The following is a 21,523-nucleotide window of genomic DNA, read 5'->3' on the forward strand; positions in this document are numbered from 1 at the left end:
AGCGGCAGACGGCCTGCCCGAAGAGACGCGCCGCCCTCCATCTCAGTGCTCCAGGAACACGTAGTTCATCCAGGAACTCATGCGCAGCAGCACCTTTCTCAGGATAGCGACGTGATGCCAGTGATGGGTATAGACCGCGACCTCGGCGACGACGCCACCGGGAAGCTGGTAACCGCTGGTATCCTCCAGAATATCGATGCGGGCGAGCATCTGGCCGGGCTGGGCTCGTTCCGGCGACTGCGGATCGATGAGTGCGCCCGTCGGCTGCAACTGTCCCTGCGCCATCACATCGATGATGGAGGTGACCTTGGCCTTGAAGATCTTGCCCGGCACCGCCTTGAAGGCGACCTCCGCCTCGTCGCCGACATTGACGCGCTGCAGTGAGTTCTGGATGAAGGCGGCTGCCAGCATGCGGTCCTCGCTGTTGATGAACACCATGACGGGCCGGAGCGGCAGCGGGTTTGCCATCATGCCCGGCCGCAGGAAGACCTGGGTCACATAGCCATCGCTCGGGGCGCGCACCGTCGTCTGCTCAAGCTCGAATTCGGCATTGCGCAGCTCTGCCTGCAGGCGGGCGACGGCCGGGTTGACACCGCCGATCTGCGATTCATAGGCAAGCCGCGCCTGCTGTTCCTGGGCCTCGGCCGTCGCCACGGAGGCGACCTCGCTCAGATAGAGGCCGCGCCGGTTTTCGACTTCGAGTTCGGAAACGGCGGTGCCGACGCCGCGCGCCTTCGAATTCTCGAAGATTTGCAGATAGCGCTCGTAGCTCTGCTTCGAACGGTCGCGGTTTGCCTTGGCGCCTTCGACCACGGCGGTCGCAGCGGCGAGCGAGGCCTTGAGCTGCAACACGCTCTGCTCGGCCTCGGCAAGCGCCGCCTTCTTCTGGTCGACCGTGAACTGATAGGGGCGCGGATCGATGCGGAAGAGAATGTCGCCTTTTTTCAAAGGCACGTTCGCCTCGACCGGTACCTCGACGACAAGGCCGCCCACGGCGGGTATGACCGGCGCCGATGTGAAATAGATGCGGCCATCGCTGGAATACGGGTGATTGTAGCTCATCAGCAAGAGCAGGGTCGCGATCAGGAAGACGCCGCCGAGCACTGCCGTCGAAACGGTCCACTGGTTTACGGGAATGCGGAAGATCTTGAAGACCGCAATGCAGATGGCCGCATAGGTCAGGATCAGAAGCAGGTCCATCAGACGGTCTCCCCGGCCTGCTGTTTCAGCTGCGTCTCAAGTTCGAAAACCCGCGCCTGCAGGACGGCCACCTCCGCATTCGCCTCTTCTTGCGCTTGCAGCCTGCCGTCCTGGCGGATGCCCCAGCCGCGATCCTCGCGGTAAAGCGTCGCCCAGATGAAGAGAAACGGCCAGATGGCATGCAAAGTGAAAAGGCTGACCCAGCCGGCGATATGAATCGCATCCTGGTGCGGATGGTTCCGGGATTTGGCGATCAGGTGCGGAATGTCGTGGATCGCGATGACACCGTAAAACAAAGTGATCACCATGAAGAACAGAACACCCAGAGCAAAATAGTCCAGGAACACGATAGCCTCCACGCACAGCGGGCATGAAACACGGACCGGCTCGCTCAAAAAATCGAGCTGGTCGAGTTGCAGAGCGAAATCGATGCTAGACCTGTTTTCGCCGATTGAACCCGTATCATCACGTAAGCTCTATCGGCCGGAGACGCCTTTGCGGCCTCAGGGGGCGGTAAACACCTGTAGCCTCAAGTATATTACGTCAAGCTTTCGCGCGAGGCCGCTATTCTGAAGGGCATGTTACGGCGCAGCAGCGCGATCGACCGGAGGTGACCATGACGGAACGCAGGCGGCCCGGAGAGGAGAATGAGGGCCTGGCATCCGCCCTTCGGCGATTTCCCGCGCAGGCGGCGGAAATCACGGCGCTGGCGGAGCGTAATGAGAATTTTCGAGCGATCTGTGACGATCTCGCCTGCCTCGACAAGGCCCTGGCCTGCGTCGACGAGTTTGCTGACGACATCCGCGAGGATCGCCGCCGCGAATTTCTGGCGCTCGCCGACGAACTGGCGATGGAGGTCGAGAAGGGCCTGCACCGGGCAAAGATCGTGCCCTTCGCCGGGCTTGGTCGGCTTTCCTGAGCAAGGTGGTCGATGGGACCTCGCGGCCCCATCGATATGTGTAATTACGCCAGCATCGGCAGCAGCTGATCGAGGCTCTTCTTGGCGTCGCCGTAGAACATGCGGGTGTTGTCCTTGAAGAACAGCGGGTTCTCGATGCCGGAATAGCCGGTGCCCTGGCCGCGCTTGGAGACGAACACCTGCTTGGCCTTCCACACTTCGAGCACCGGCATGCCGGCGATGGGCGAGTTCGGATCGTCCTGCGCCGCCGGGTTGACGATGTCGTTGGAGCCGATGACGATGACGACGTCGGTCTCGTGGAAGTCATCGTTGATCTCGTCCATTTCCAGAACGATGTCGTAGGGGACCTTGGCTTCGGCGAGCAGCACGTTCATGTGCCCCGGCAGTCGGCCGGCGACGGGGTGGATGGCAAAACGCACGGTCTTGCCGGCGGCGCGCAGCTTGCGCGTCAGTTCCGAGACCGACGCTTGAGCCTGTGCCACCGCCATGCCGTAGCCCGGCACGATGATGATCGAGTCGGCATCGTTGAGGGCTGCGGCAACGCCGTCGGCGTCGATGGCGATCTGCTCGCCTGATATCTCCATCTGCGGGCCGGCGGTCGCGCCGAAGCCGCCGAGGATGACCGAAACGAAGGAGCGGTTCATCGCCTTGCACATGATATAGGACAGGATCGCACCCGAGGAACCGACCAGCGCGCCGGTGACGATCAGGAGATCGTTGCCGAGCGTGAAGCCGATAGCGGCGGCCGCCCAGCCGGAATAGCTGTTCAGCATCGACACGACGACCGGCATGTCGGCGCCGCCGATGCCCATGATCAGGTGATAGCCGATGAAGAAGGCGGCCAGCGTCATCAGGACCAGCGTCCAGACGCCGGCGCCGTTGACATAGAGCAGTAGCAGCAGGATCGACAGGGCCGCGGCACCGGCATTCAAGAGATGCCCGCCGGGCAGCTTCTTCGCCTTGCCGTCAACCTTGCCGGCCAGCTTGCCGAAGGCGATGACCGAGCCGGTGAAGGTGACCGCGCCGATGAAGACGCCGAGAAACACCTCGACCTTCATGATCGCCAGCTCCACCGGTTCCTTATGGGCCAGCAGCTTGGCAAAGCCGGTCAGCGTCGCGCGCGCAGCCTCGTCGAGGCCGGCGACATTCGCCGCCTCTAGATGAGCGTTGAAGCCGATGAACACGGCGGCCAGGCCGACGAAGCTGTGCAGCGCCGCAACGAGCTGCGGCATCTCGGTCATCTGCACACGGCTTGCGACGAAATGGCCGAGCACCGCCCCGCCTGCGATCATCAAAAGCACGATGAACCAGTTGCCGACGTCAGGCCCGAAGACCGTGGCGGCGACCGCAAGGCCCATGCCGGTTATGCCGTACCAGACGGCGCGCTTGGCGCTTTCCTGGCCGGACAGGCCGCCGAGGGACAGGATGAACAGAACAGCTGCCGCGATATAGGCGGCCGAAACAATACCGATGGTCATGATGCAAATCCCCCGATCACGACTTCTGGAACATGGCGAGCATGCGCCGGGTGACGAGGAAACCGCCGACGATATTGATCGTGGCGATCAGCACGGAAAGCGCCGAGAGCAGAACCACCAGCCAGCTGGTCGAGCCGATCTGCAGAAGGGCACCGAGAATGACGATGCCCGAGATCGCGTTGGTCACCGCCATCAGCGGCGTGTGCAGCGAGTGCGAGACATTCCAGATGACCTGGAAGCCGACGAAGCAGGCGAGCACGAAGACGACGAAGTGGCTCATGAAGGCCGACGGCGCATAGGCCCCGACGATCAAGAGCAGCACCGTCGCGACGGCGAGCAGCGTCAACTGGCTCCTGGTCTGCGCCTTGAAGGCGGCCGTCTCGGCGGCCCGCTTTTCCTCCGGCGTCGGCTCCTTCACTTTTTCCTTCGGCTTCTGCGCTGCGATCGCCGCAATCTTCGGCGGTGGCGGCGGATAGGTGATCGCGCCCTGGAAGGCGACGGTCGATCCGCGGATGACGTCGTCTTCCATATTGTGGACGATCTTGCCGTCCTTGGCCGGCGTCAGGTCGGCCAGCATGTGGCGGATGTTGGTGGAATAGAGCGCCGACGACTGGGCTGCCATGCGGCTCGGGAAATCGGTATAGCCGATAATGGTGACGCCGTTGTCGGACACCACCTTCTGGTCGGCGACGGTCAGATCGCAGTTGCCGCCGCGTTCGGCGGCGAGATCAACGACGACCGAGCCCGGCTTCATCGCCGCGACCATATCGGCCAGCCACAGCTTCGGGGCATCGCGGCCGGGGATCAGCGCCGTGGTGATGACGATGTCGATCTCGGGCGCGAGTTCGCGGAATTTCGCCAGCTGCTTCTCACGGAATTCCGGCGAGGACGGAGCAGCATAACCGCCGGTCGCAGCACCATCCTGCACTCCGCCGTCGAAATCGAGATAGACGAATTCCGCGCCCATCGACTCGATCTGCTCGGCGACCTCGGGGCGCACGTCGAAGGCATAGGTGCGGGCGCCGAGCGAGACGGCGACGCCGGTCGCGGCAAGGCCTGCCACACCGGCGCCGATCACCAGCACCTTGGCCGGAGGCACCTTGCCGGCGGCGGTCACCTGGCCGGTGAAGAAGCGGCCGAAATTGTTGCCAGCCTCGGTGACGGCGCGGTAGCCGGCGATATTGGCCATCGACGAAAGCGCATCCATCTTCTGGGCGCGCGAGATGCGCGGCACCATGTCCATGGCGATGACGTTGGCGCCCTTGGCGCGGGCCAGCTCCAGCAGTTCGCCGTTCTGGCCGGGATAGAAGAACGAAATCAGCGTCTGGCCGGGAACGAGGTCCGCGACCTCGGAAGGCTCGGGCGGACGAACCTTGGTGACGATATCCGAGACCGCAAACAGCGCGCTTGCATCATCGACAACCGTCACGCCCGCAGCGCGATAGGCCTCGTCGGAAATGCCAGCCTTGGCGCCGGCACCCGCTTCCACGAAACATTCGTGACCCAGCTTCTGCAGCTGCAATGCACTGTCCGGCGTCATCGCGACGCGCGATTCCCCCGCATGTAATTCCTTCGGTGAACCGATTTTCATCGAATGTTTTTCCCCCAATGCCGGCCCGGCAGGCGAGCCCTCTCCATTTTTCGCCCAGTCGAGGGCGAAAAAGCTCGGCGGAAGTGATAGCGTCATCGTCAACATCTTTCTACAAGCTTTTGATGATCAACAGCTTCACGATTTCATTCATAACGCCGCACTAGCCTTGAACGGCCGATTTCGCCGCGGGGTTGCCGGCCTTTTCGCCATTGCAACTATCAACAGGAAGCCCGAGAAAAAAAGCTGCTATAGTTCCGGCCAGCCCCTCCCCTTACGAGACCCATGCCAGCACCGACCCGTTTCCGCGAACGTATTGCCCTTTATGCCCTGCTCACGTCGCTCACCTCCGTCAGCATCGATGCACTGCTGCCGGGGCTGCGGGCGATCGGGGTCGATCTCGGCATCTCGCCACCGCTCTCAACCCAGCATGTCATCTCGCTGTTCATCCTCGGCATGGCGTTCGGGGAGTTGCTGTTCGGGCCGCTTTCGGATGCGCTGGGGCGAAAGAAGGCGCTTATCCTCGGCCTTTGTGTCTATGCGGCGGGAACGGTCGTCGCCATGCTGGCGGGATCGCTGGAGATGGTAATCGTCGGACGGTTCCTGCAGGGCGTCGGCGTTTCAGGGCCGAAAATCGCCACACGGGCGATGATCCGCGACCAGTTCGAGGGCGACGCCATGGCCCGCGTCATGTCCTTCATGTTTACGCTGTTCATTCTGGTGCCGATGCTGGCGCCGGCGCTCGCACAAGCGATCATTGCGGCGGCGGGATGGCGTAGCGTCTTTATGTTCTATCTTGTCATGGCCGGCGTGCTTGGCCTCTGGCTGACGCTGCGCCAGCCGGAAACCCTGCCGCCCGAGCGGCGCATTGCCTTCCGCCCCCGGCTGCTGCTCCGCAACGGGCATCGTATCCTCACCAACCGCCGCGTGGCGCCGCTGATCCTTGCGACCGGCCTCGTTTTCGGCGCGCAGCTGCTGTATCTCAGCACGGCCGCCGATCTGTTCTTCGATGCCTACGGGATTGCGGACACCTTCCCGCTTTATTTCGCCCTGCTGGCCACCGGCATCGGGCTCGCCTCGTTTCTCAATTCCCGGATGGTGCAGCGCTTCGGCATGGACGCCATGGCCCGCGCCGGCTTTCTCGGCCTGACGCTCTCGGGATTTGCGATGCTTCTGGCGGTCCTCGCCTTTGGCGGGCATCTGCCGTTCACGGTTCTTCTGGCACTGACCTACGCGGCCTTCTTCGCCATCGGCATCCTCTTCGGCAATCTCAACGCCATGGCGATGCGTTCGCTCGCACAGGTAGCCGGACTGGGCGCATCGCTGATCGCCTCCGGCTCAAGCCTCGTCGCCACGGGCTTTGCGGTCACGCTCGGCCGTTTCTATGACGGTACGCCGCTCGCTCTGGCCTGCGGGCTCCTGATCGCAGGCGTGCTTTCGCTGATCCTGTCCGCGTTTGCGGCAAGCGGCCCGGCGGAGCCGGTGGCAGCCGTCTCTGCCTGAGAAGCGCATCACTCCGCAGTAGCCAGGCTCAGTTCAGGCAGGTTTCAGCCGGCAGGCCTTCCGGGCTGCGCTTGGCCTCGTCCCCGACGGAGTAGGCGGCGCATTCGAGGGTATCGGCCATCCTGGCGCTGGCAAGATCGAAGGTCATCGGCCGCGGGCCGGCCGGGAAGACCTGGCGCTCCATGATCCAGGTGAGCTGGGCGCGCACGATCGCCGGGTCCATGTCGGGCGAACGGCGGATCACGGCAGCGACGCCAAGCTCGGGATTGGCGAGGCAATCGTGCCAGGCACGCCGGACGATGGCCTGCAGCTTGCCGGCGAGGCCCGGCTCCTTCTCCAGAACCGCATTCAGCGCCACGAAGGCACCGGAATAAATGTCGAGGCCGTTGTCGGCGAAATAGAGGAAATCGAGATCGCTAGCGTCGTGGCCGCGCATCTGCATGGCGAATTTCAAGGTTGCGTCAAAGCAGGTCGCGGCCATCACCGAACGCGAGGCCACCAGCCGGTCGCGCTCCTCGGGCTGAACGCCGAGATAGGTGTAGCGGTCCGTCGCATAGCCGTTGCGTTTCAAAAGCAGCGGCAGAAGCCGCGCCGAGGTATCGCCGTTCGGGCCGCAGAGCGTGCCGGTCTCGACCTCGGCCAACATCAGCTTCCGACCCTCCGAGCGATAGCCGAGGCAGCAGGGCGTGTGCTCGTAGATTGGCACGAGGCAGGAGATTTCGGTTTCTCCGGTGCGCAACGCCTGCTCAAACACCGAGGAGACGTCGCCGAAGCCGATCTCGGCTTCGCCGCTCAGCAGCGCACGGGTCACCTGCGACGAGCTGAAACCCTCGACGAAGATGCAGGCGATGCCGAAATCGTGGAAATAGCCCGCATCGGCCGCGTGCAGGAAAGGCGAATTCTGTCCCTGATAGAAGTGATTGAGCTTGAAGCGCAGTTCCATTCCAAAAAACCTTCAACATTGAAAACGGCTGTTCTTGAGAAACAGTTCTGCCGGAACGTATCGTGGACATCGTGGCCGGCGTCCTTGGTGGCCGCAAGGGTTTGCGATATAACCCACCCGTTTCGTTTTCAAGCACCCCCCTTTAAGGAGTTATCATGAGAATCGCGCTGAGAGCCGTGCTGGCCGTCGTTGCGTTTTTGGGAGTAAGCGCGGTTCAGGCGCAGGACTACAAGGCTGCGCTGGTGACCGCCGACACCCTGACCATCGGCACCTCGGGTTCGGCCCCGCCGTTCAGCATGACCAATGCCGCGGGTGAGCTTGAAGGCTTCGACATCGACGTCGTCAATCTGGTCGCCAAGGAACTCGGCCTCACCGCCAAGTTCGAAAAGCTGGATTTCGCCGGCCTGCTGCCGGGCCTGACCGCCGGCCGCTTCGACCTCATCGCCTCCGGCGTGACCCGCACGCCCGAGCGCCTGGCCTCGCAGGACTTCTTCCTGCTCTCGCCCTATATCGTCAATGGCGCGGCTATCACCCGCCACGAGCCCGATGGCGAGATCGCCAGCTGGAAGGACGTCTGCGGCAAGACCATGGGCGCGGTGCGTGGCGGTGTCTTCCAGAAGGTCGCCAAGGAAAAGCTGCCGGAGGGCTGCATCACCAAGGCCCGCGAATATCCGGGCTCGACCGAACTGTTCCTCGACCTTGAGAACCACCGCATCGATTTCGCCGCCCATGATTTCCTCGGACCGAAGTATCTCGAAAAATCCGGCAAGCTGACCGGCATGGTGACCCTCGACGACCTGCTGACGACCATCACCCAGAGCGTCGCCGTCAACGCCAAGAACAAGCCGCTGGCCGATGCCATCGACGCCAAGTTCGCAACCTGGCGCAAGGACGGCACCCTGCAGGGTCTCGCCGACAAGTGGTTCGGCGCGTCGATCGACTGGTCGAAGGCCGAATAAGCGGCTTTCCGCGAGGGGCATGTAACTCATGGAAATCGCCATTGCGTGGCTGCCGCGGTTGTTGACCGCGGCGGTGCTGACCATCGGGCTTTCGGCCGTCGTCTTCACTCTGTCGGCGGTCTTCGGTCTTCTTTTGTCCTTCGTTCATTACGGGCGGGAGACATCTTACCCACGCAAAGGGATCGAGGCGTTCAGCGCCTTTTTTCGTTCGGTTCCCGAACTGGTGGTGCTGTTCCTGTTCTTCTTCGGCGGCCCGCAGATCGGCGTCGATTTCGGCCCGATCGGCTCGACCATCATCGCCTTCACGCTGGTCGGCATCGCCTTCGACTATCAGGTGTTTAAGGGCGCGCTGAAGGTCATCCCCTTCGGCCAGTACGAGGCCGGTATCGCGCTTGGCCTGCCACGCTTTGTCGTGTTTCTGAAGGTGCTGGTGCCGCAGGTGTTGCCGCTCGCCCGCAAGGGCTGGATCACCTATGCGATCGGCACCGTCAAGCGCATGTCCATCGCCTCAGCCGTTTCGGTCAGCGAAATCCTCTATGTCACCAAGCAGGGCATCGCCGCCACCAACGCGCCCTTCACCTTCCTGACGATCGCCGTCGGCCTCTATATCCTGATCGTCACGCCACTCCTTGTCTTCAACGAGCGCAAGCCGCGACAGGCGGTGGCGCGATGACCATCCTTCTCGACCCCAGCTACCAGCAGATGCTGCTCGACGGCCTATGGATGACACTGTACATCTCGGCCGTCGTGATCGTCGTCTCGAACCTGCTCGCCTTGCCGCTCGCCATCTATATGCAGCGTCCCTACGGCGTCTTCCGCCGCGTCATCGTCGGCTACAGCTTCTTTGCCCGCGCCGCGCCGGTGCTGGCGATCCTGTTTGCGCTCTACTACGGCCTGCCGAAGCTCGGCATTTACCTGGAGCCGGTGCCCTCGGCGCTGATCGGCCTGATTTTCGCCTCGACGGCCTACAACATGGAATTCCTGCGCTCGGGCTTCGAGAGCATTCCCGTCGGACAGTCGGACGCGGCCAAGGCGCTGGGGATGAAGCCTTTCGCCATCTACTGGAAGGTGATGACCCCGCAGGCCTACCGGCTTGCCGCCCCTGCCCTGTTTTCCAACGCGATCCAGATGGTCAAGGGCAGTTCGCTCGCCAGCCTCGTCGCAATCGACGAGCTGACGGCAGCCTCGACCGTGATCATCTCGGAGACCTACAAGGCAATCGAAGTGCTGCTGCTCGTCTCGGTCTTCTACCTGATCATCGCCGCCGCCATCATTGGCGCGCAATATCTCTACGAAAGTCGCCAGAGCATCACCCGGCGCTGAGCGCCGGTTCTTCCCCCCACAAATGCAGAGAAATAAGCGTCGGCATCCGCAACGCCGTTGACTTCGGCAATTTTTATGGTAGATATGCTTAAACGTTTAAGCAGCAGTGAGCACTGATGAAAGCGGCCCGACCCAATCTTTCGGAATTGGCGCGACACCTCGGGGTGTCGATCGCGACGGCTTCGAATGCGCTATCGGGAAAAGGCCGCCTGTCGCCGGAGCTTGCCCAGCGCATCCGCGAGACCGCCAACCAGATGGGCTACGTGCCGAGTCAGGCCGGACGCGCCTTGCGCACCGGCCGCAGCGGCGTGCTCGGCCTCGTGCTTCCCGATATCGGCAATCCGCTCTATCCGGAGATCGCCCAGGAGATCGAGCGCGTGGCGACCGGTGCCGGCTATGGCGTGCTGATCGCCAATTCGCGCGACGACATCTCCGCCCAGGACAAGGCGATCTTCCAGCTTGTCGAGCGTGGCGTCGACGGCATCGTCATCGTTCCCCGCCGCGGCACGAAAGTCCCGGAAACCCGCTGCCCCATCGCCATCATCGACACGCCGAAGACGCCGCGCAACACGGTGTCCGGCGATCATTTCGACGGCGGCGCGCAGGTGGCCCGCCATTTGACGGCGCTCGGCCACACCAGGATCCTGCTCATCGGCGACGATCCAAGCTCCAACGTCCAGAATACCCGTATCAACGGCATGCGCTCCGAGCTTTCCGATGCGCAGACGGTCGAGACGATCTGGATCGTCGAGATCGAAGCGAAACACGGCAAGGGCTGCGCGCTCGATCTCGCTGCATGGCGTGCCCGAGGTTTTACCGCCTTTGCCTGCGTCTCCGATCCGCATGCGCTGAGGGCGCTGACCGAGCTGCAATCGGCCGGCATCGCCATTCCGGCGGAAGCGACCGTCACCGGCTTCGACAACCTGCAATGGTCGTCCTTCATTTCACCGCCGCTGACCACCGTGAAAATGAACATGCCGGAAATCGCCCGGCTCGCGATCGATGCGCTGGTGACGGCGATCAAGGATCGCGATGCCTCGGACGATACGCCGAGCCCGCCCGTCACCGCTCGCAAGGCCTCCGTGCCGATGGAGCTTGTCATTCGCCGTTCCAGTGGGCCTGCGCCGGAAGCGCAGCCATAGGCCGGTTTTCTTGAGGAGGAGTGTAAACATGAACAAGACATTGCTGGCAGCCGGCGCCCTCTGGCTGATGGGCGCCGCGATCGCGTCGGCCGAAGACCAGACGCTGACCATTTCCGTCTATGGCTTTGCCCAGGACGAATTCGGCGAACTGCTCTACAAGCCGTTCGAAGCCGAATGCGGCTGCAAGCTGGTCGTGGAGACCGGCAACAGCATCGAACGCCTCGCCAAGCTCGAAGCCAACAAGGATGCGCCGGTCATCGACATGGCCGTGTTCTCGCTCGCCGATGCGCTCGCTGCCGCCCGCAAAGGCCTGACCGAAAAGATCGATCACACCAAGCTTTCCAGCTACGACAAGCTCTACGACTTCGCCAAGGACCCGAACGGCGACGGCATGAGCGTCGGCTACACCTTCTACAAGACCGGCATCGCCTATCGCACCGACAAGATGAAGATCGAGTCCTGGGCCGATCTCCTCAAGGACGAGTATGTCGATCACGTCGCGTTGCCGAACATCACCACCAACCAGGGCGGCCCGGTACTGTCGATGATCGGCAAGGCGATCGGCAAGGATACGCCGGACCTCAAGGGCGCGGTCGAAGCCGTTGGCGAAAAGCGCGACCAGTTCGTCACCTTCTACGTGAAAAGCTCGCAGCTCGTGCAGCTGATGCAGCAGGAAGAAATCTGGGCAGCCCCCATGGGCCACTTCTCCTGGGGCGGTATCTCCAAGCTTGATCTGCCGATCGGCTGGGCGACCACCAAGGAAGGCGACGCCGGCGACATGAACGCCATGGTGCTGGTCAAGGGTTCCAAGAACCACGATCTGGCGCTGAAGTTCATGGACTTCTGGCTCTCGACCCCGGTCCAGACCAAGATCGCCGAAATGCTGGTCGACAGCCCGGCCAACAAGGATGTCGTGGTTGCCCCGGAAATCGCCGCCAAGCTCACCTACGGCGCCGATGTCGCCAACAAGCTGACCTTCATGCCGGCCGCCACCACTCTCGACTACCGCGAGAAGTGGCTGGAAGAGTGGAACACCTCGGTCGCCCAGTAAGGCTGCCAGCTAGCGAATAGCGAATAGCGAATAGCGAATAGCGAATAGCGAATAGCGAATAGCGAATAGCGAATAGGATTTCCGACTATTCGCTATTTGCCAACAACTATTCGCTCCCCCTCCCTTTCAGCAGGAACACGGCATGTTTCAAAATCGCGCCGAAGCCTTGGTGCTGGCTTTGCCGGCGGCTGTCTTCGCGGCCATCATCTTCCTGGTGCCGGTCGTCATCGTGCTGGCCGAGGGGTTTCGCAGCCCCACCGGCTGGACCTTCGCAGCCTATGGCCATTTCTTTTCCGAGCCGCTGAACCGGCTGGTGCTGGTGCGAACCTTCAAGCTCGGCATCGCCGTGACGCTGGTTTCGGCCGTCATCGGCTATGCGGCTGCCTTCGCTATCGTCAATCTCAGCGCCGCGGGCAAGGGCCGGATGATCGGCCTCATCTCGCTGCCGCTGATGATTTCGCCGGTGGCGCGCACCTATGCCTGGATCGTCATTTTGGGCCGCACCGGCATCGTTAATCAGGCGCTGCAGGCAATTGGCCTCAGCGACGAGCCGATCCGGCTGCTGTTTACCGAAACCGCCGTGTTCATCGGCCTGTTGCAGCTCTTCCTGCCGCTGATGACCCTGTCGCTGATCAGCGCGCTCGAAAACATGCCGAAGGATGCGATCCTTGCCGCGCGCGTGCTGGGCGCCAACTGGTTCCAGGTGTTCTGGAAGGTCATCCTGCCCTTGACCCGCGAAGGCCTCGTCGTCGGCGGCACGCTGGTCTTCACCGGCTCGCTGACCGCCTACATCACCCCTGCCATCCTCGGCGGCTCGAAGGTGCTGATGCTGGAGACGCTGCTTTTCCAGCGTGTCACCGTCGCCAATGATTTCGTCTCGGCGAGCGTCATCGCCTTCATCCTGATCGCCATGTGTTTTGCCGCGAACCTGCTGTTGAAGCGGCTCGCCACCGCGAGGAACAAGCGATGAACCGCACCTTTTCCCCCCTCATCCTCGCGGCACTGCTGATCTTCCTGATCGGCCCGTTCCTGATCATCGTCGCCGCCTCGCTTTCGGCCGGCGATACGCTGACCTTCCCGCCGCAGGGCCTGTCGCTGCGCTGGATCGCCAAGGTCTTCACCGTCGAAAGTTTCCGCGACAGCTTCATCATGTCGATGATCCTGGCCGTCGGCGGCACCTTCCTGGCGCTGCTGCTCGGCGTGCCCGCGGCCTATGCGCTGTCGCGCTACAAGCTGCCCTTCGGCGAGGTGGTCAACACCATCGTCACTTTGCCGATCATCGTGCCCGGCATCATCGTCGGCCTGGCGCTGCTGCGTTATGTCGTCGTGCCCTTCAGCTTCTCGATCGGGATTGCGCTTTTCCTCGCCCATACGGCGCTGGTACTGCCCTATACGGTGCGCGTCGTCTCATCGAGCTTCAACAACCTGCGTTCCGACATGGAGGAGGCGGCGGTGCTGCTCGGCGCCACCCGTCTCGGCGCCTTCTTCAAGGTGGTGCTGCCGAACATCCAGTCCGGCATCCTCGCCGCCTTCATTCTCGGCTTCGTGACGAGCTTCAACCAGGTGCCGGTCTCGCTGTTCCTGTCCGGTCCCGGCGTGCGCACGCTGCCCATCGACATGCTTTCCTACATGGAAACCACCTACGATCCCTCCGTCGCTGCGCTGTCGGCTCTCCTGGCCCTGATGTCGATCGGCATCGTCTTCCTCGCAGAACGCTTCCTTGGATTTTCCCGCTATGTCTGATCGCGCCTTTCTCTCCCTTGAAAACCTGACGCTTTCCTACGGCAATTCCATCGCCGTCAATAAGTTCAATCTCGATATCCGCAAGGGCGAGCTCGTCGCCTTCCTCGGCCCCTCCGGCTGCGGCAAGACGACGACGATGCGCTCCATCGCCGGTCTCCTGAACCCGACCTCCGGCCGCATCACGCTGGATGGCACCGACATCACCCGCGTTTCCGCCAACAAGCGCAATGTCGGCCTCGTCTTCCAGTCCTACGCGCTCTTCCCGCACCTGACGGTCTACGAAAACGTCGCCTTCGGCCTGCGGCTGAAGCGCATGGCGGATGCCGATATTAACGCCCGTGTCACCGCCGGCATCAAATCGGTCGGTCTCGCAGCCCTTTCCGGCCGCAAACCCGCAGAGCTTTCCGGCGGCCAGCAGCAGCGCGTGGCGCTTGCGCGCTCGATGGTGATGGAACCGAAGGTGCTGCTGCTCGACGAGCCGCTCTCCAATCTCGATGCCCGCCTGCGCGTCGAAATGCGCGCCGAGTTGCAGCGCGTGCAGAAGGAAACCGGCATCACGATGATCTTCGTCACTCACGATCAGGCCGAGGCCCTGTCGCTGGCCGACCGCATCGTCGTCATGCGCAACGGCCTGATCGAGCAGGTCGGCACGCCGGAGGAGATCTATAATAATCCCGTCTCCGCCTTCGTTGCCGATTTCGTCGGCTTCGAAAACGTCTTTGCACTAAAGGACGGCAAGCTCGCGACGCCGGGCGGCGCGGTCGCGCTCTCGGAAGCCCTGCCGGGCAATGCCGCCGGTTTCGCCTGGCGTCCCGCCGGCGTAGTGCTCGATACCGGCCCGTTCCAGGGCAAGGTGAAGAGCGTTTCCTTCACCGGAAACCTGCGCGAATACCTGCTCGACACCCCGCTCGGCCCGATCACAGCCGAAGTGAGCGCAGCGCTGCCGGTTCACGATCTCGGCACCGAGCTTGCCTTCGATCTGCCGCTTAAGGCAGCCGCCCCCCTCCAGCGTTTCGCGTGACCGCGATGGGTGTGTGGATCGATACTGACATGGGCTTCGACGACATCGCCGCCATCCTCGTGGTGGCGCGCCGGGCCGAGCCCATCGACGGCATTTCGCTGGTCTTCGGCAATTCCGGCTTCGACCGGGTCCGGCAGAACGCGGCATCGGCCGCTGCCGCCTTCGCCTGGAGCTTTCCGATCCATAATGGGCGCGCCCTGCCGGTGCTCGGCCGCCTCGAAACCGCGGAAAGCATCCTCTCCGAAGCCGGCATGCTGACTGCCGGCCGCAGCCTGCCCGCTGCCCCGCTCCTGTCCGAAAGCAACGCCTTCACCGCGCTCTGCCACTGGCTGGAAACCACGGACGCCCCCCGCCGCATCCTCGCCCTCGGCCCGCTGACCAACATCGCCGCGCTGGCGCTTGCCCGCCCGGACCTTGCGGAAAAAATCGACGACCTCACCTGGATGGGTGGCGGCGTCACCGCTGGCAACCACACGGCATCGGCCGAATTCAACGCCTTCGCCGACCCCGAAGCGCTCGCCATCGTGCTCGCCCATAACCTGCCGTTGCGCATGGTCGATCTCGACCTCTGCCGCAAGGTGATCGCCACCCCGTCCGACGTCGGGCCGGTGCGCGCCGCCGGCGGCAGGAATGCCGCGCTTCTGGCCGACCTGCTTGCCGGCTACATTTCCATCGGCACCAGTCGCGGCCGTCCCGGCATGGCGATCTACGACCCTTGCGCCGCCGTCGCTTTCGTGCGGCCCGAGGCCGTCACCTTCACGCAGGCTCGCATCGATGTCGAACTCGGCGGCACGCTGACCCGTGGCCGCACTGTCGTCGATGTGCGTGCAGCGGCCGAGCGGCACAACGCCGTCTTCGCCTCCGATATCGATGTCACGGCTGCCCGCGATCTCATCCTCGGCGCGCTCATCGCGGAGGCGCAGCTATGAACGGCAAGACCGACGCCCGCGATCTCAACGACGCGACCTTGCGTGAAAACGCCGTCGCCGCCGCGCGCGGAGACCGGCCCTTCGATATGCTGATCACCGGTGGAACGCTGATCGACATGGCGACCGGCGAGCGCCGCGTTGCCGATATCGGCCTTGTCGGCCCGCTGATATCAAGCGTGCACGCGCCCGGCACACGGCGCGATGCCGAACGGACAATCGATGCCACCGGCCTTTTCATCGCGCCCGGCCTCATCGATACGCATATGCACATCGAAAGCTCGATGATCACGCCAGCGGTTTATGCCGCCGCGACCCTGCCGCGCGGCGTCACCACCCTCGTCTGGGACCCGCACGAACTCGGCAACGTCCACGGCGTGGCCGGCGTCGACTGGGCGATTGAGGCGGCGAGCGTCCTGCCGCAGCGTCACGTGCTGCTCGCCCCCTCCTGCGTTCCCTCGGCACCGGGGCTGGAACTGGCGGGTGCGGATTTCGACGATGATATCATCGCCGGACTGCTCGCCCGCCCGGAAATCGGCGGTATCGCCGAGGTCATGGACATGCGCGCCGTCATAGAAAACCGGCCGCGGATGAGCGCCATCCTCGCCGCCGGCCGTGCCTCGGGCAAGCCGATTCACGGCCATGCCCGAAGCCTTGAAGGTGCGGACCTTCAGGCTTTCATCACATCCGGCATCAGCTCCGACCACGAAATCGTCTCCGGCGAGGACCTGCTGCAAAAACTGCGCGCCGGCCTCACCATCGAGCTGCGCGGCTCGCACGACCACCTGCTGCCCGAATGTGTCGCGGCCTTGAACACGCTGCCGCAGCTTCCGCAGACGCTGACGCTCTGCACCGACGACGTCTTCCCGGACGATCTGCTCGCCGCCGGCGGCCTCGATGACGTGGTCCGCCGCCTCGTGCGCTACGGCATGAAGCCGGAATGGGCGCTGCAGGCCGCGACCCTCAACGCCGCCCGCCGCATCGGCCGCAACGATCTCGGCCTCATCGCCCCCGGCCGCCGCGCCGATATCGTGCTCTTCGAAGATCTGAGCGATTTCTGCGCAAAACACGTTTTCGCCAGTGGTTGCATGGTCGCGGAAAACGGTGCACTCACCGAACCCGCCCGCGAAATCGATGCCGCGCCCCTCAGCGCCTCCATGCACATCGACCCGCTCGGCGAAGATGATTTCCGTATCCCCTGCAACGGCAGCGAAGCGACCGTCGCCCTGATCGCCAAGCCCCGTTTCACCGAATGGGGGGAGGCCGTCGCCAAGGTCGAAGACGGCTTCATCGTGCCGCCCGAGGGTACAACGCTCATCGCCGTTGCTCACCGGCACGGCCGAGCAGATAGCCGCCCGCGCGTTGGCCTGCTCTCCGGCTGGGGACACTGGCGCGGCGCGCTGGCAACCACCGTTTCCCATGACAGCCACAACCTCACCGTCTTCGGCGGCAATGCCGCGGACATGGCGGTGTCCGCCAATGCCGTCATCGCAGCCGGCGGCGGGATGGCGGTCGCGGCCGATGGCAAGCTGATCGCCCTCATCGCACTGCCGCTTTCCGGCCTCGTCTCCGATGCGCCGCTGGAAGAGGTCGCCCGCGCCTTCACGGCGCTACGGACCGCTGCCGATGGCATCGTCGACTGGCAGCCGCCTTATCTGGTGTTCAAGGCTGTGTTCGGCGCGACGCTCGCCTGCAATGCCGGCCCTCACCAGACCGACCGCGGCATTGCCGATGGCACGACCGGCATGCTCCGCGAAAGCCCCATCCTTGAGGCAAGGGTCCTTTCATGAGCACGCCCGCAACCACGGTGATCCCGGATCGCACCGGCCTGCTTTTGCCGGCGGTGTTCGTGCCGCTCTGGTCGAGCGGCTTCGTGCTGGCGCGGCTAGTAGCACCCCATGCCGAGCCGCTGACCTTTCTTGCCGTGCGGTTTTCGCTGGCCTTGCTCGCCCTTGCCGTCATCGCCCGTTTCAAGGGTGCGGCCTGGCCGCGCACGGCCCAAGAATGGCGACAGGCGATGCTCACCGGCTTCCTGATCCACGGCCTCTATCTCAGCGGCGTCTTCTGGTCGGTGGCCAACGGCCTGCCGACGGCGATCTCGGCGCTGATGGCCGGCATGCAGCCGCTGCTGGTGACGCTGCTCGCCGGCCGGATGCTCGGCGAGCGCATGTCGCGGCGCGGCGCCGTCGGCATTCTCATTGGGGCTCTCGGCACGCTGATCACGCTGGCACCAAAACTCGGCGCGACGGATGCCGGCGGCATTCCCCTCGCGCCGCTCGTTATCTGTCTTGCCGGTGTGCTGTCCATCACCTTCGGCTCGATCCTGGTGAAGCGCACCAAGATATCGGCCGATCCGCTGACCAATACCGCCGTGCAATATATCGGCGCCCTCATCCCGACGGCGCTGGTCGTTCCCCTCGTCGGTGGGCCGGCCTTCGATACCACCTCGATCCCGCTGTGGGGCGGACTTGCCTGGTCGGTGTTCGGCATGTCGATCGGCGCGATCCTGCTTCTGCTCCATATGATCCGCAAGGGCGCGCTGTCGAAGGTCTCTTCGCTGTTCTTCCTCGTGCCCGGCGTCTCGGCCCTGATGGCCTGGATCGGTTTCGGCGAAAGCCTGACGCTGATGCAGATCGCAGGCCTTTCCATCGCCACGCTCGGCGTCTCCCTCGCCAGCCGCGGCTAGAGTTTGTCAGGGAAAAGTGGAAACCGGTTTTCCCGAAAAGACAAACGAAAACAAAAGACATAGGACTGCCATGAACACTCTTGCCGAGATGATTGCCGCCAGCAATGCGCCTGCCGTGACCGTGCGCCGCGACCTGCACCGCTACCCGGAAACGGCTCTGCTGGAATACCGCACCGCCTCGCGCATCGCCGCCTATCTCGATCATCTCGGCTTTGCCGTGCGCACCGGCCGCGAGATCATGGATTACGACGCCGTGATCGATCCGCCCTCTGCCGAACGGGTGGAAGAAGCCAAGCTTGCAGCCCTTGCCGCCGGTGGCGATGCCCTCTGGATGGAGCGCATGCCGGACGGCCTGACCGGCGTCGTCGCCGACCTGCGCTTCGGCGAAGGCCCCGTCGTCGCCTTCCGCTTCGATATGGATGCCCTGCCGGTCATCGAAACGACTGCTGCCGATCACAAGCCGAATACCGAAAAATATCAGTCCCGTTTTGCCGGGCGCATGCACGCCTGCGGCCATGACGGCCATGTCGGCATCGGCCTTGCGCTCGCTCGCCAGCTTGCCGACGAAAAAGGCCTTTCCGGCACGCTGCGGGTGATTTTCCAGCCGGCCGAGGAAAGTGCCCGAGGCGCGGCTCCGATGGTGGCGGGCGGCGCGGTCGAAGGTGTGGATCATCTGTTCGTCGGCCATCTCGGCTGCCTGCTGCCCTCCGGCAAGATCGCCGCCAGCGCTGTCGGCTTCCTGTTCTCCAGCCGCTTCGCCGTCACCTTCCGCGGTGCGGTCGCCCATGCGGCGATGGCTCCGCAGGAAGGCCGCAACGCCCTGCTCGCCGGTGCGACGGCCGCCCTTGGCCTGCACGGCATTTCCCGTTTTTCCGGTTCGGAAACCTTCGTCAATGTCGGCGTGCTGAAAGCCGGCACCGCATTCAATATCATCGCCGATACCTGCGAGATGCTGGTCGAGGTGCGCGCCGACAGCCGCGCCGCCCATGATTACATGGTCGAGCGCCTGCGCGCCGTGATCGATGGCACCGCCGCCATGCACCAATGCACGGTCGAGATCGTGCCCAAGAGCCACATGCCCGGCAATGAGAACAGCCCGCAGGCCGTCGCCCTGATCGCCGACGTCGCAAGCAGCCTGCCCGGCGTCACCGAGGTCCTGCCCGAATGGTCGATCGGCGGCGGCGACGATGCCTGCCTGATGATCCGCCGCGTGCGCGAAAACGGCGGCAGCGCCGCCTATTGCCTGATCGGCAGCGACATCCCCGCCGTGCACCACGCCGATAATTTCGACATCGACGAAAATTCTCTGGAAACCGGCGTCACCCTGTTTGCCGGAATCGCCCGCAGGCTGCTTGGCGCCTAACCCTTCGACGAATCCCGCCAGGCCCGCTCGAACGGCAGGCGCCAGGCATGGGGAGCGATGAGCTGGTGGATCGATTTCGGACCCCAGCTGCCCTGATCGTAGAGCCGCACCGGCGGCGGGTTGTCGAGCAACGGCTGGGACACTTCCCAAAGCCGCTCGATGCCCTCGGCGGTGGTAAACAGCGTGTGGTCGCCACGCATGGCGTCGAGGATCAGACGCTCGTAGGCCTCCAGCACCTCGCCGATCAGGCCTGTTTCGCTCATGGCGAATTGCAACGACAGCTTGTCGAGCCGGAAACCCGGACCGGGGCGTTTGCCGTAAAAGGACAAGGAAACCTTGGAGGCATCCGCAAGATCGAAGGTCAGGTGATCCGGTCCCTGCGCGCCGACGCCTGAGCCGGCCGGAAACATCGATTTCGGCGGCTCGCGGAAGGCGATGGAGATGATACGCTGGCCTTCGGCCAGGCGTTTTCCGGTGCGCAGGAAGAAGGGCACGCCGGCCCAGCGCCAGTTGTCGATGGCGCATTTCAGCGCGATGAAGGTATCGGTATCGCTCTCGGGATCGACGCCCGGCTCCTTGCGGTAGCCGATATACTGGCCGCGCACCACGTCGCGCGGCTCGATCGGCAGCATGGAGCGGAACACCTTGTTCTTCTCCTCGGAGATCGGCGCCGGCTCCAGCGCCGTCGGCGGCTCCATCGCCATGAAGGCGAGGATCTGGAAGAGGTGGGTCACCACCATGTCGCGATAGGCGCCGGTGGTCTCGTAAAAGGCGGCACGGGTGGAAAGGCCGAGCGTTTCCGGAACGTCGATCTGCACGTGATCGATGAAATTGCGGTTCGAGATCGGCTCGAACAGGCCGTTGGCGAAGCGAAAGGCGAGGATGTTCTGCGCCGGCTCCTTGCCGAGGAAATGGTCGATGCGGAAAATCTGCTTCTCGTCGAACACCTCGTGCAGCTTGCGGTTCAGCTCGACGGCGCTGGCGAGGTCCGTGCCGAACGGCTTTTCCATGATGATGCGGCAGCGCTCCACCAGCTTGGCCTCGGCCAGCAGCTGCACCGCCGGAAGGGCGGCCTTCGGCGGCACGGAGAGATAATGCACCCGCCGCGTCTCCGGCCCCAGCGCCGCCTCCGCCCGGCCGACCGCCTCCTTCAGCGCGCCGGCGCCGGCCGAAAGCGAGACATAATCGAGTGATTCTGAAAATGCCTCCCACTCGGCCTCGGTGAACTTACGGGTCAGGAACTGGTTCAGCGAATCGCGGGCGATGGTGCGGAACGCATCGACATCGATGTCATCGAGCGAGACGCCGACAATGCGGCAGCCCGGAATGAAGCCGGCATTGATGAGATGAAACAGCCCCGGCAAAAGCTTGCGCCGGGAGAGATCGCCCGTCGCGCCAACGAGCACGACGACCTGAGGATAGCCGGGCCCCACCCGCATGGAATTCTTGCGCAAATTACCCGTCCCCCCACATCTTCGGTTGCACCTTCGGCGCGCGGCAGCGCCTCGGCGGTACCGGCCTTACGCCGCCGTAAAACAGCTGTCTTCGTGCCTGAAGCCGCCACGGCCCGTCCTCACCCATTCACGCTGAATAGAGGCATGGATTGCGAGGGCGATCAAGGGGCGATGGCGGTCGCGTCCGCAAAGGTTTTTTCCGGCCCCGGTCACCCCTTCCATGC

20 protein-coding genes are annotated in these 21,523 nt (G+C 63.8%); 14 read left to right on the forward strand and 6 right to left on the reverse strand.

The features are described from left to right. Positions 1 to 42: 42 nt before the first annotated feature. Complete coding sequence (locus ASC86_RS09090) at positions 43 to 1,200, reverse strand: HlyD family secretion protein (RefSeq protein WP_056319479.1); 1,158 nt, start codon at positions 1,198 to 1,200, stop codon at positions 43 to 45. Continuing rightward, the gene (locus ASC86_RS09095; RefSeq protein WP_056319482.1) at positions 1,200 to 1,547 is read right to left on the reverse strand and encodes a DUF3302 domain-containing protein; all 348 of its coding nucleotides are present in this window, start codon (positions 1,545 to 1,547) and stop codon (positions 1,200 to 1,202) included. Before ASC86_RS09095 ends, ASC86_RS09090 begins: the two co-directional genes overlap by 1 nt. A 269-nt stretch (positions 1,548 to 1,816) precedes the next feature. Between ASC86_RS09095 and ASC86_RS09100 the strand changes: the two genes are divergently transcribed. After that, on the forward strand, positions 1,817 to 2,119 hold the full coding sequence (locus ASC86_RS09100) for a hypothetical protein (protein WP_056319484.1): 303 nt from the start codon (positions 1,817 to 1,819) through the stop codon (positions 2,117 to 2,119). 44 nt (positions 2,120 to 2,163) lie between these two features. Here ASC86_RS09100 and ASC86_RS09105 read toward each other — a convergent pair whose 3' ends face one another. Beyond that, positions 2,164 to 3,597 (reverse strand): NAD(P)(+) transhydrogenase (Re/Si-specific) subunit beta, encoded by a 1,434-nt coding sequence (locus ASC86_RS09105; protein WP_056319487.1) that lies wholly within the window; start codon positions 3,595 to 3,597, stop codon positions 2,164 to 2,166. 16 nt (positions 3,598 to 3,613) lie between these two features. Further along, positions 3,614 to 5,188 (reverse strand): Re/Si-specific NAD(P)(+) transhydrogenase subunit alpha, encoded by a 1,575-nt coding sequence (locus ASC86_RS09110; protein ID WP_056319489.1) that lies wholly within the window; start codon positions 5,186 to 5,188, stop codon positions 3,614 to 3,616. 282 nt (positions 5,189 to 5,470) lie between these two features. Between ASC86_RS09110 and ASC86_RS09115 the strand changes: the two genes are divergently transcribed. After that, the gene (locus ASC86_RS09115) at positions 5,471 to 6,688 is read left to right on the forward strand and encodes a multidrug effflux MFS transporter (protein WP_056319493.1); all 1,218 of its coding nucleotides are present in this window, start codon (positions 5,471 to 5,473) and stop codon (positions 6,686 to 6,688) included. Positions 6,689 to 6,716: 28 nt separating this feature from the next. On the opposite strand, the gene ASC86_RS09120 is transcribed toward ASC86_RS09115, so the two are convergent. Beyond that, positions 6,717 to 7,631, reverse strand: a complete 915-nt coding sequence (locus tag ASC86_RS09120) for an ABC transporter substrate-binding protein (protein WP_056319495.1) — start codon at positions 7,629 to 7,631, stop codon at positions 6,717 to 6,719. A gap of 155 nt (positions 7,632 to 7,786) precedes the next feature. Between ASC86_RS09120 and ASC86_RS09125 the strand changes: the two genes are divergently transcribed. The 12 genes from ASC86_RS09125 to ASC86_RS09180 all read left to right on the forward strand — a co-directional run bounded on the left by ASC86_RS09125 (position 7,787) and on the right by ASC86_RS09180 (position 19,845). Further along, positions 7,787 to 8,590 (forward strand): transporter substrate-binding domain-containing protein, encoded by an 804-nt coding sequence (locus tag ASC86_RS09125; protein ID WP_056319498.1) that lies wholly within the window; start codon positions 7,787 to 7,789, stop codon positions 8,588 to 8,590. 28 nt (positions 8,591 to 8,618) lie between these two features. After that, positions 8,619 to 9,263 (forward strand): ABC transporter permease subunit, encoded by a 645-nt coding sequence (locus ASC86_RS09130; RefSeq protein WP_056319500.1) that lies wholly within the window; start codon positions 8,619 to 8,621, stop codon positions 9,261 to 9,263. Continuing rightward, on the forward strand, positions 9,260 to 9,913 hold the full coding sequence (locus ASC86_RS09135) for an amino acid ABC transporter permease (protein ID WP_056319503.1): 654 nt from the start codon (positions 9,260 to 9,262) through the stop codon (positions 9,911 to 9,913). The genes ASC86_RS09130 and ASC86_RS09135 overlap by 4 nt, the downstream gene beginning before the upstream one ends. A 116-nt stretch (positions 9,914 to 10,029) precedes the next feature. After that, on the forward strand, positions 10,030 to 11,055 hold the full coding sequence (locus ASC86_RS09140; protein ID WP_056319505.1) for a LacI family DNA-binding transcriptional regulator: 1,026 nt from the start codon (positions 10,030 to 10,032) through the stop codon (positions 11,053 to 11,055). A 28-nt stretch (positions 11,056 to 11,083) separates the two neighbouring features. Next, positions 11,084 to 12,106, forward strand: a complete 1,023-nt coding sequence (locus tag ASC86_RS09145) for an ABC transporter substrate-binding protein (RefSeq protein WP_056319507.1) — start codon at positions 11,084 to 11,086, stop codon at positions 12,104 to 12,106. A gap of 142 nt (positions 12,107 to 12,248) precedes the next feature. Next, positions 12,249 to 13,076 (forward strand): ABC transporter permease, encoded by an 828-nt coding sequence (locus ASC86_RS09150; RefSeq protein WP_056319509.1) that lies wholly within the window; start codon positions 12,249 to 12,251, stop codon positions 13,074 to 13,076. Further along, positions 13,073 to 13,849 carry an ABC transporter permease gene (locus ASC86_RS09155; RefSeq protein ID WP_056319511.1) on the forward strand — a complete coding sequence of 259 codons (777 nt, stop codon included), beginning with the start codon at positions 13,073 to 13,075 and terminating at the stop codon, positions 13,847 to 13,849. Before ASC86_RS09150 ends, ASC86_RS09155 begins: the two co-directional genes overlap by 4 nt. Further along, the gene (locus ASC86_RS09160; protein WP_056319513.1) at positions 13,842 to 14,870 is read left to right on the forward strand and encodes an ABC transporter ATP-binding protein; all 1,029 of its coding nucleotides are present in this window, start codon (positions 13,842 to 13,844) and stop codon (positions 14,868 to 14,870) included. Before ASC86_RS09155 ends, ASC86_RS09160 begins: the two co-directional genes overlap by 8 nt. Positions 14,871 to 14,875: 5 nt before the next feature. Further along, positions 14,876 to 15,799: a nucleoside hydrolase gene (locus tag ASC86_RS09165; protein WP_056319515.1), complete on the forward strand. Its 924-nt coding sequence runs from the start codon at positions 14,876 to 14,878 to the stop codon at positions 15,797 to 15,799. Next, on the forward strand, positions 15,796 to 17,586 hold the full coding sequence (locus tag ASC86_RS09170; RefSeq protein ID WP_056319518.1) for an adenine deaminase C-terminal domain-containing protein: 1,791 nt from the start codon (positions 15,796 to 15,798) through the stop codon (positions 17,584 to 17,586). Before ASC86_RS09165 ends, ASC86_RS09170 begins: the two co-directional genes overlap by 4 nt. Beyond that, complete coding sequence (locus ASC86_RS09175; protein ID WP_056319521.1) at positions 17,583 to 18,482, forward strand: DMT family transporter; 900 nt, start codon at positions 17,583 to 17,585, stop codon at positions 18,480 to 18,482. Before ASC86_RS09170 ends, ASC86_RS09175 begins: the two co-directional genes overlap by 4 nt. A 70-nt stretch (positions 18,483 to 18,552) precedes the next feature. Next, on the forward strand, positions 18,553 to 19,845 hold the full coding sequence (locus ASC86_RS09180) for an amidohydrolase (RefSeq protein WP_056319523.1): 1,293 nt from the start codon (positions 18,553 to 18,555) through the stop codon (positions 19,843 to 19,845). Here the strand turns inward: ASC86_RS09180 and zwf are convergent. After that, entirely contained in the window at positions 19,842 to 21,284 is a 1,443-nt protein-coding gene (gene zwf / locus ASC86_RS09185) for a glucose-6-phosphate dehydrogenase (RefSeq protein ID WP_056319632.1), read from the reverse strand. The genes ASC86_RS09180 and zwf overlap by 4 nt on opposite strands. Positions 21,285 to 21,523 lie beyond the last annotated feature (239 nt).

This window comes from Rhizobium sp. Root1212 (assembly GCF_001424985.1).
Classification (GTDB): domain Bacteria; phylum Pseudomonadota; class Alphaproteobacteria; order Rhizobiales; family Rhizobiaceae; genus Pararhizobium.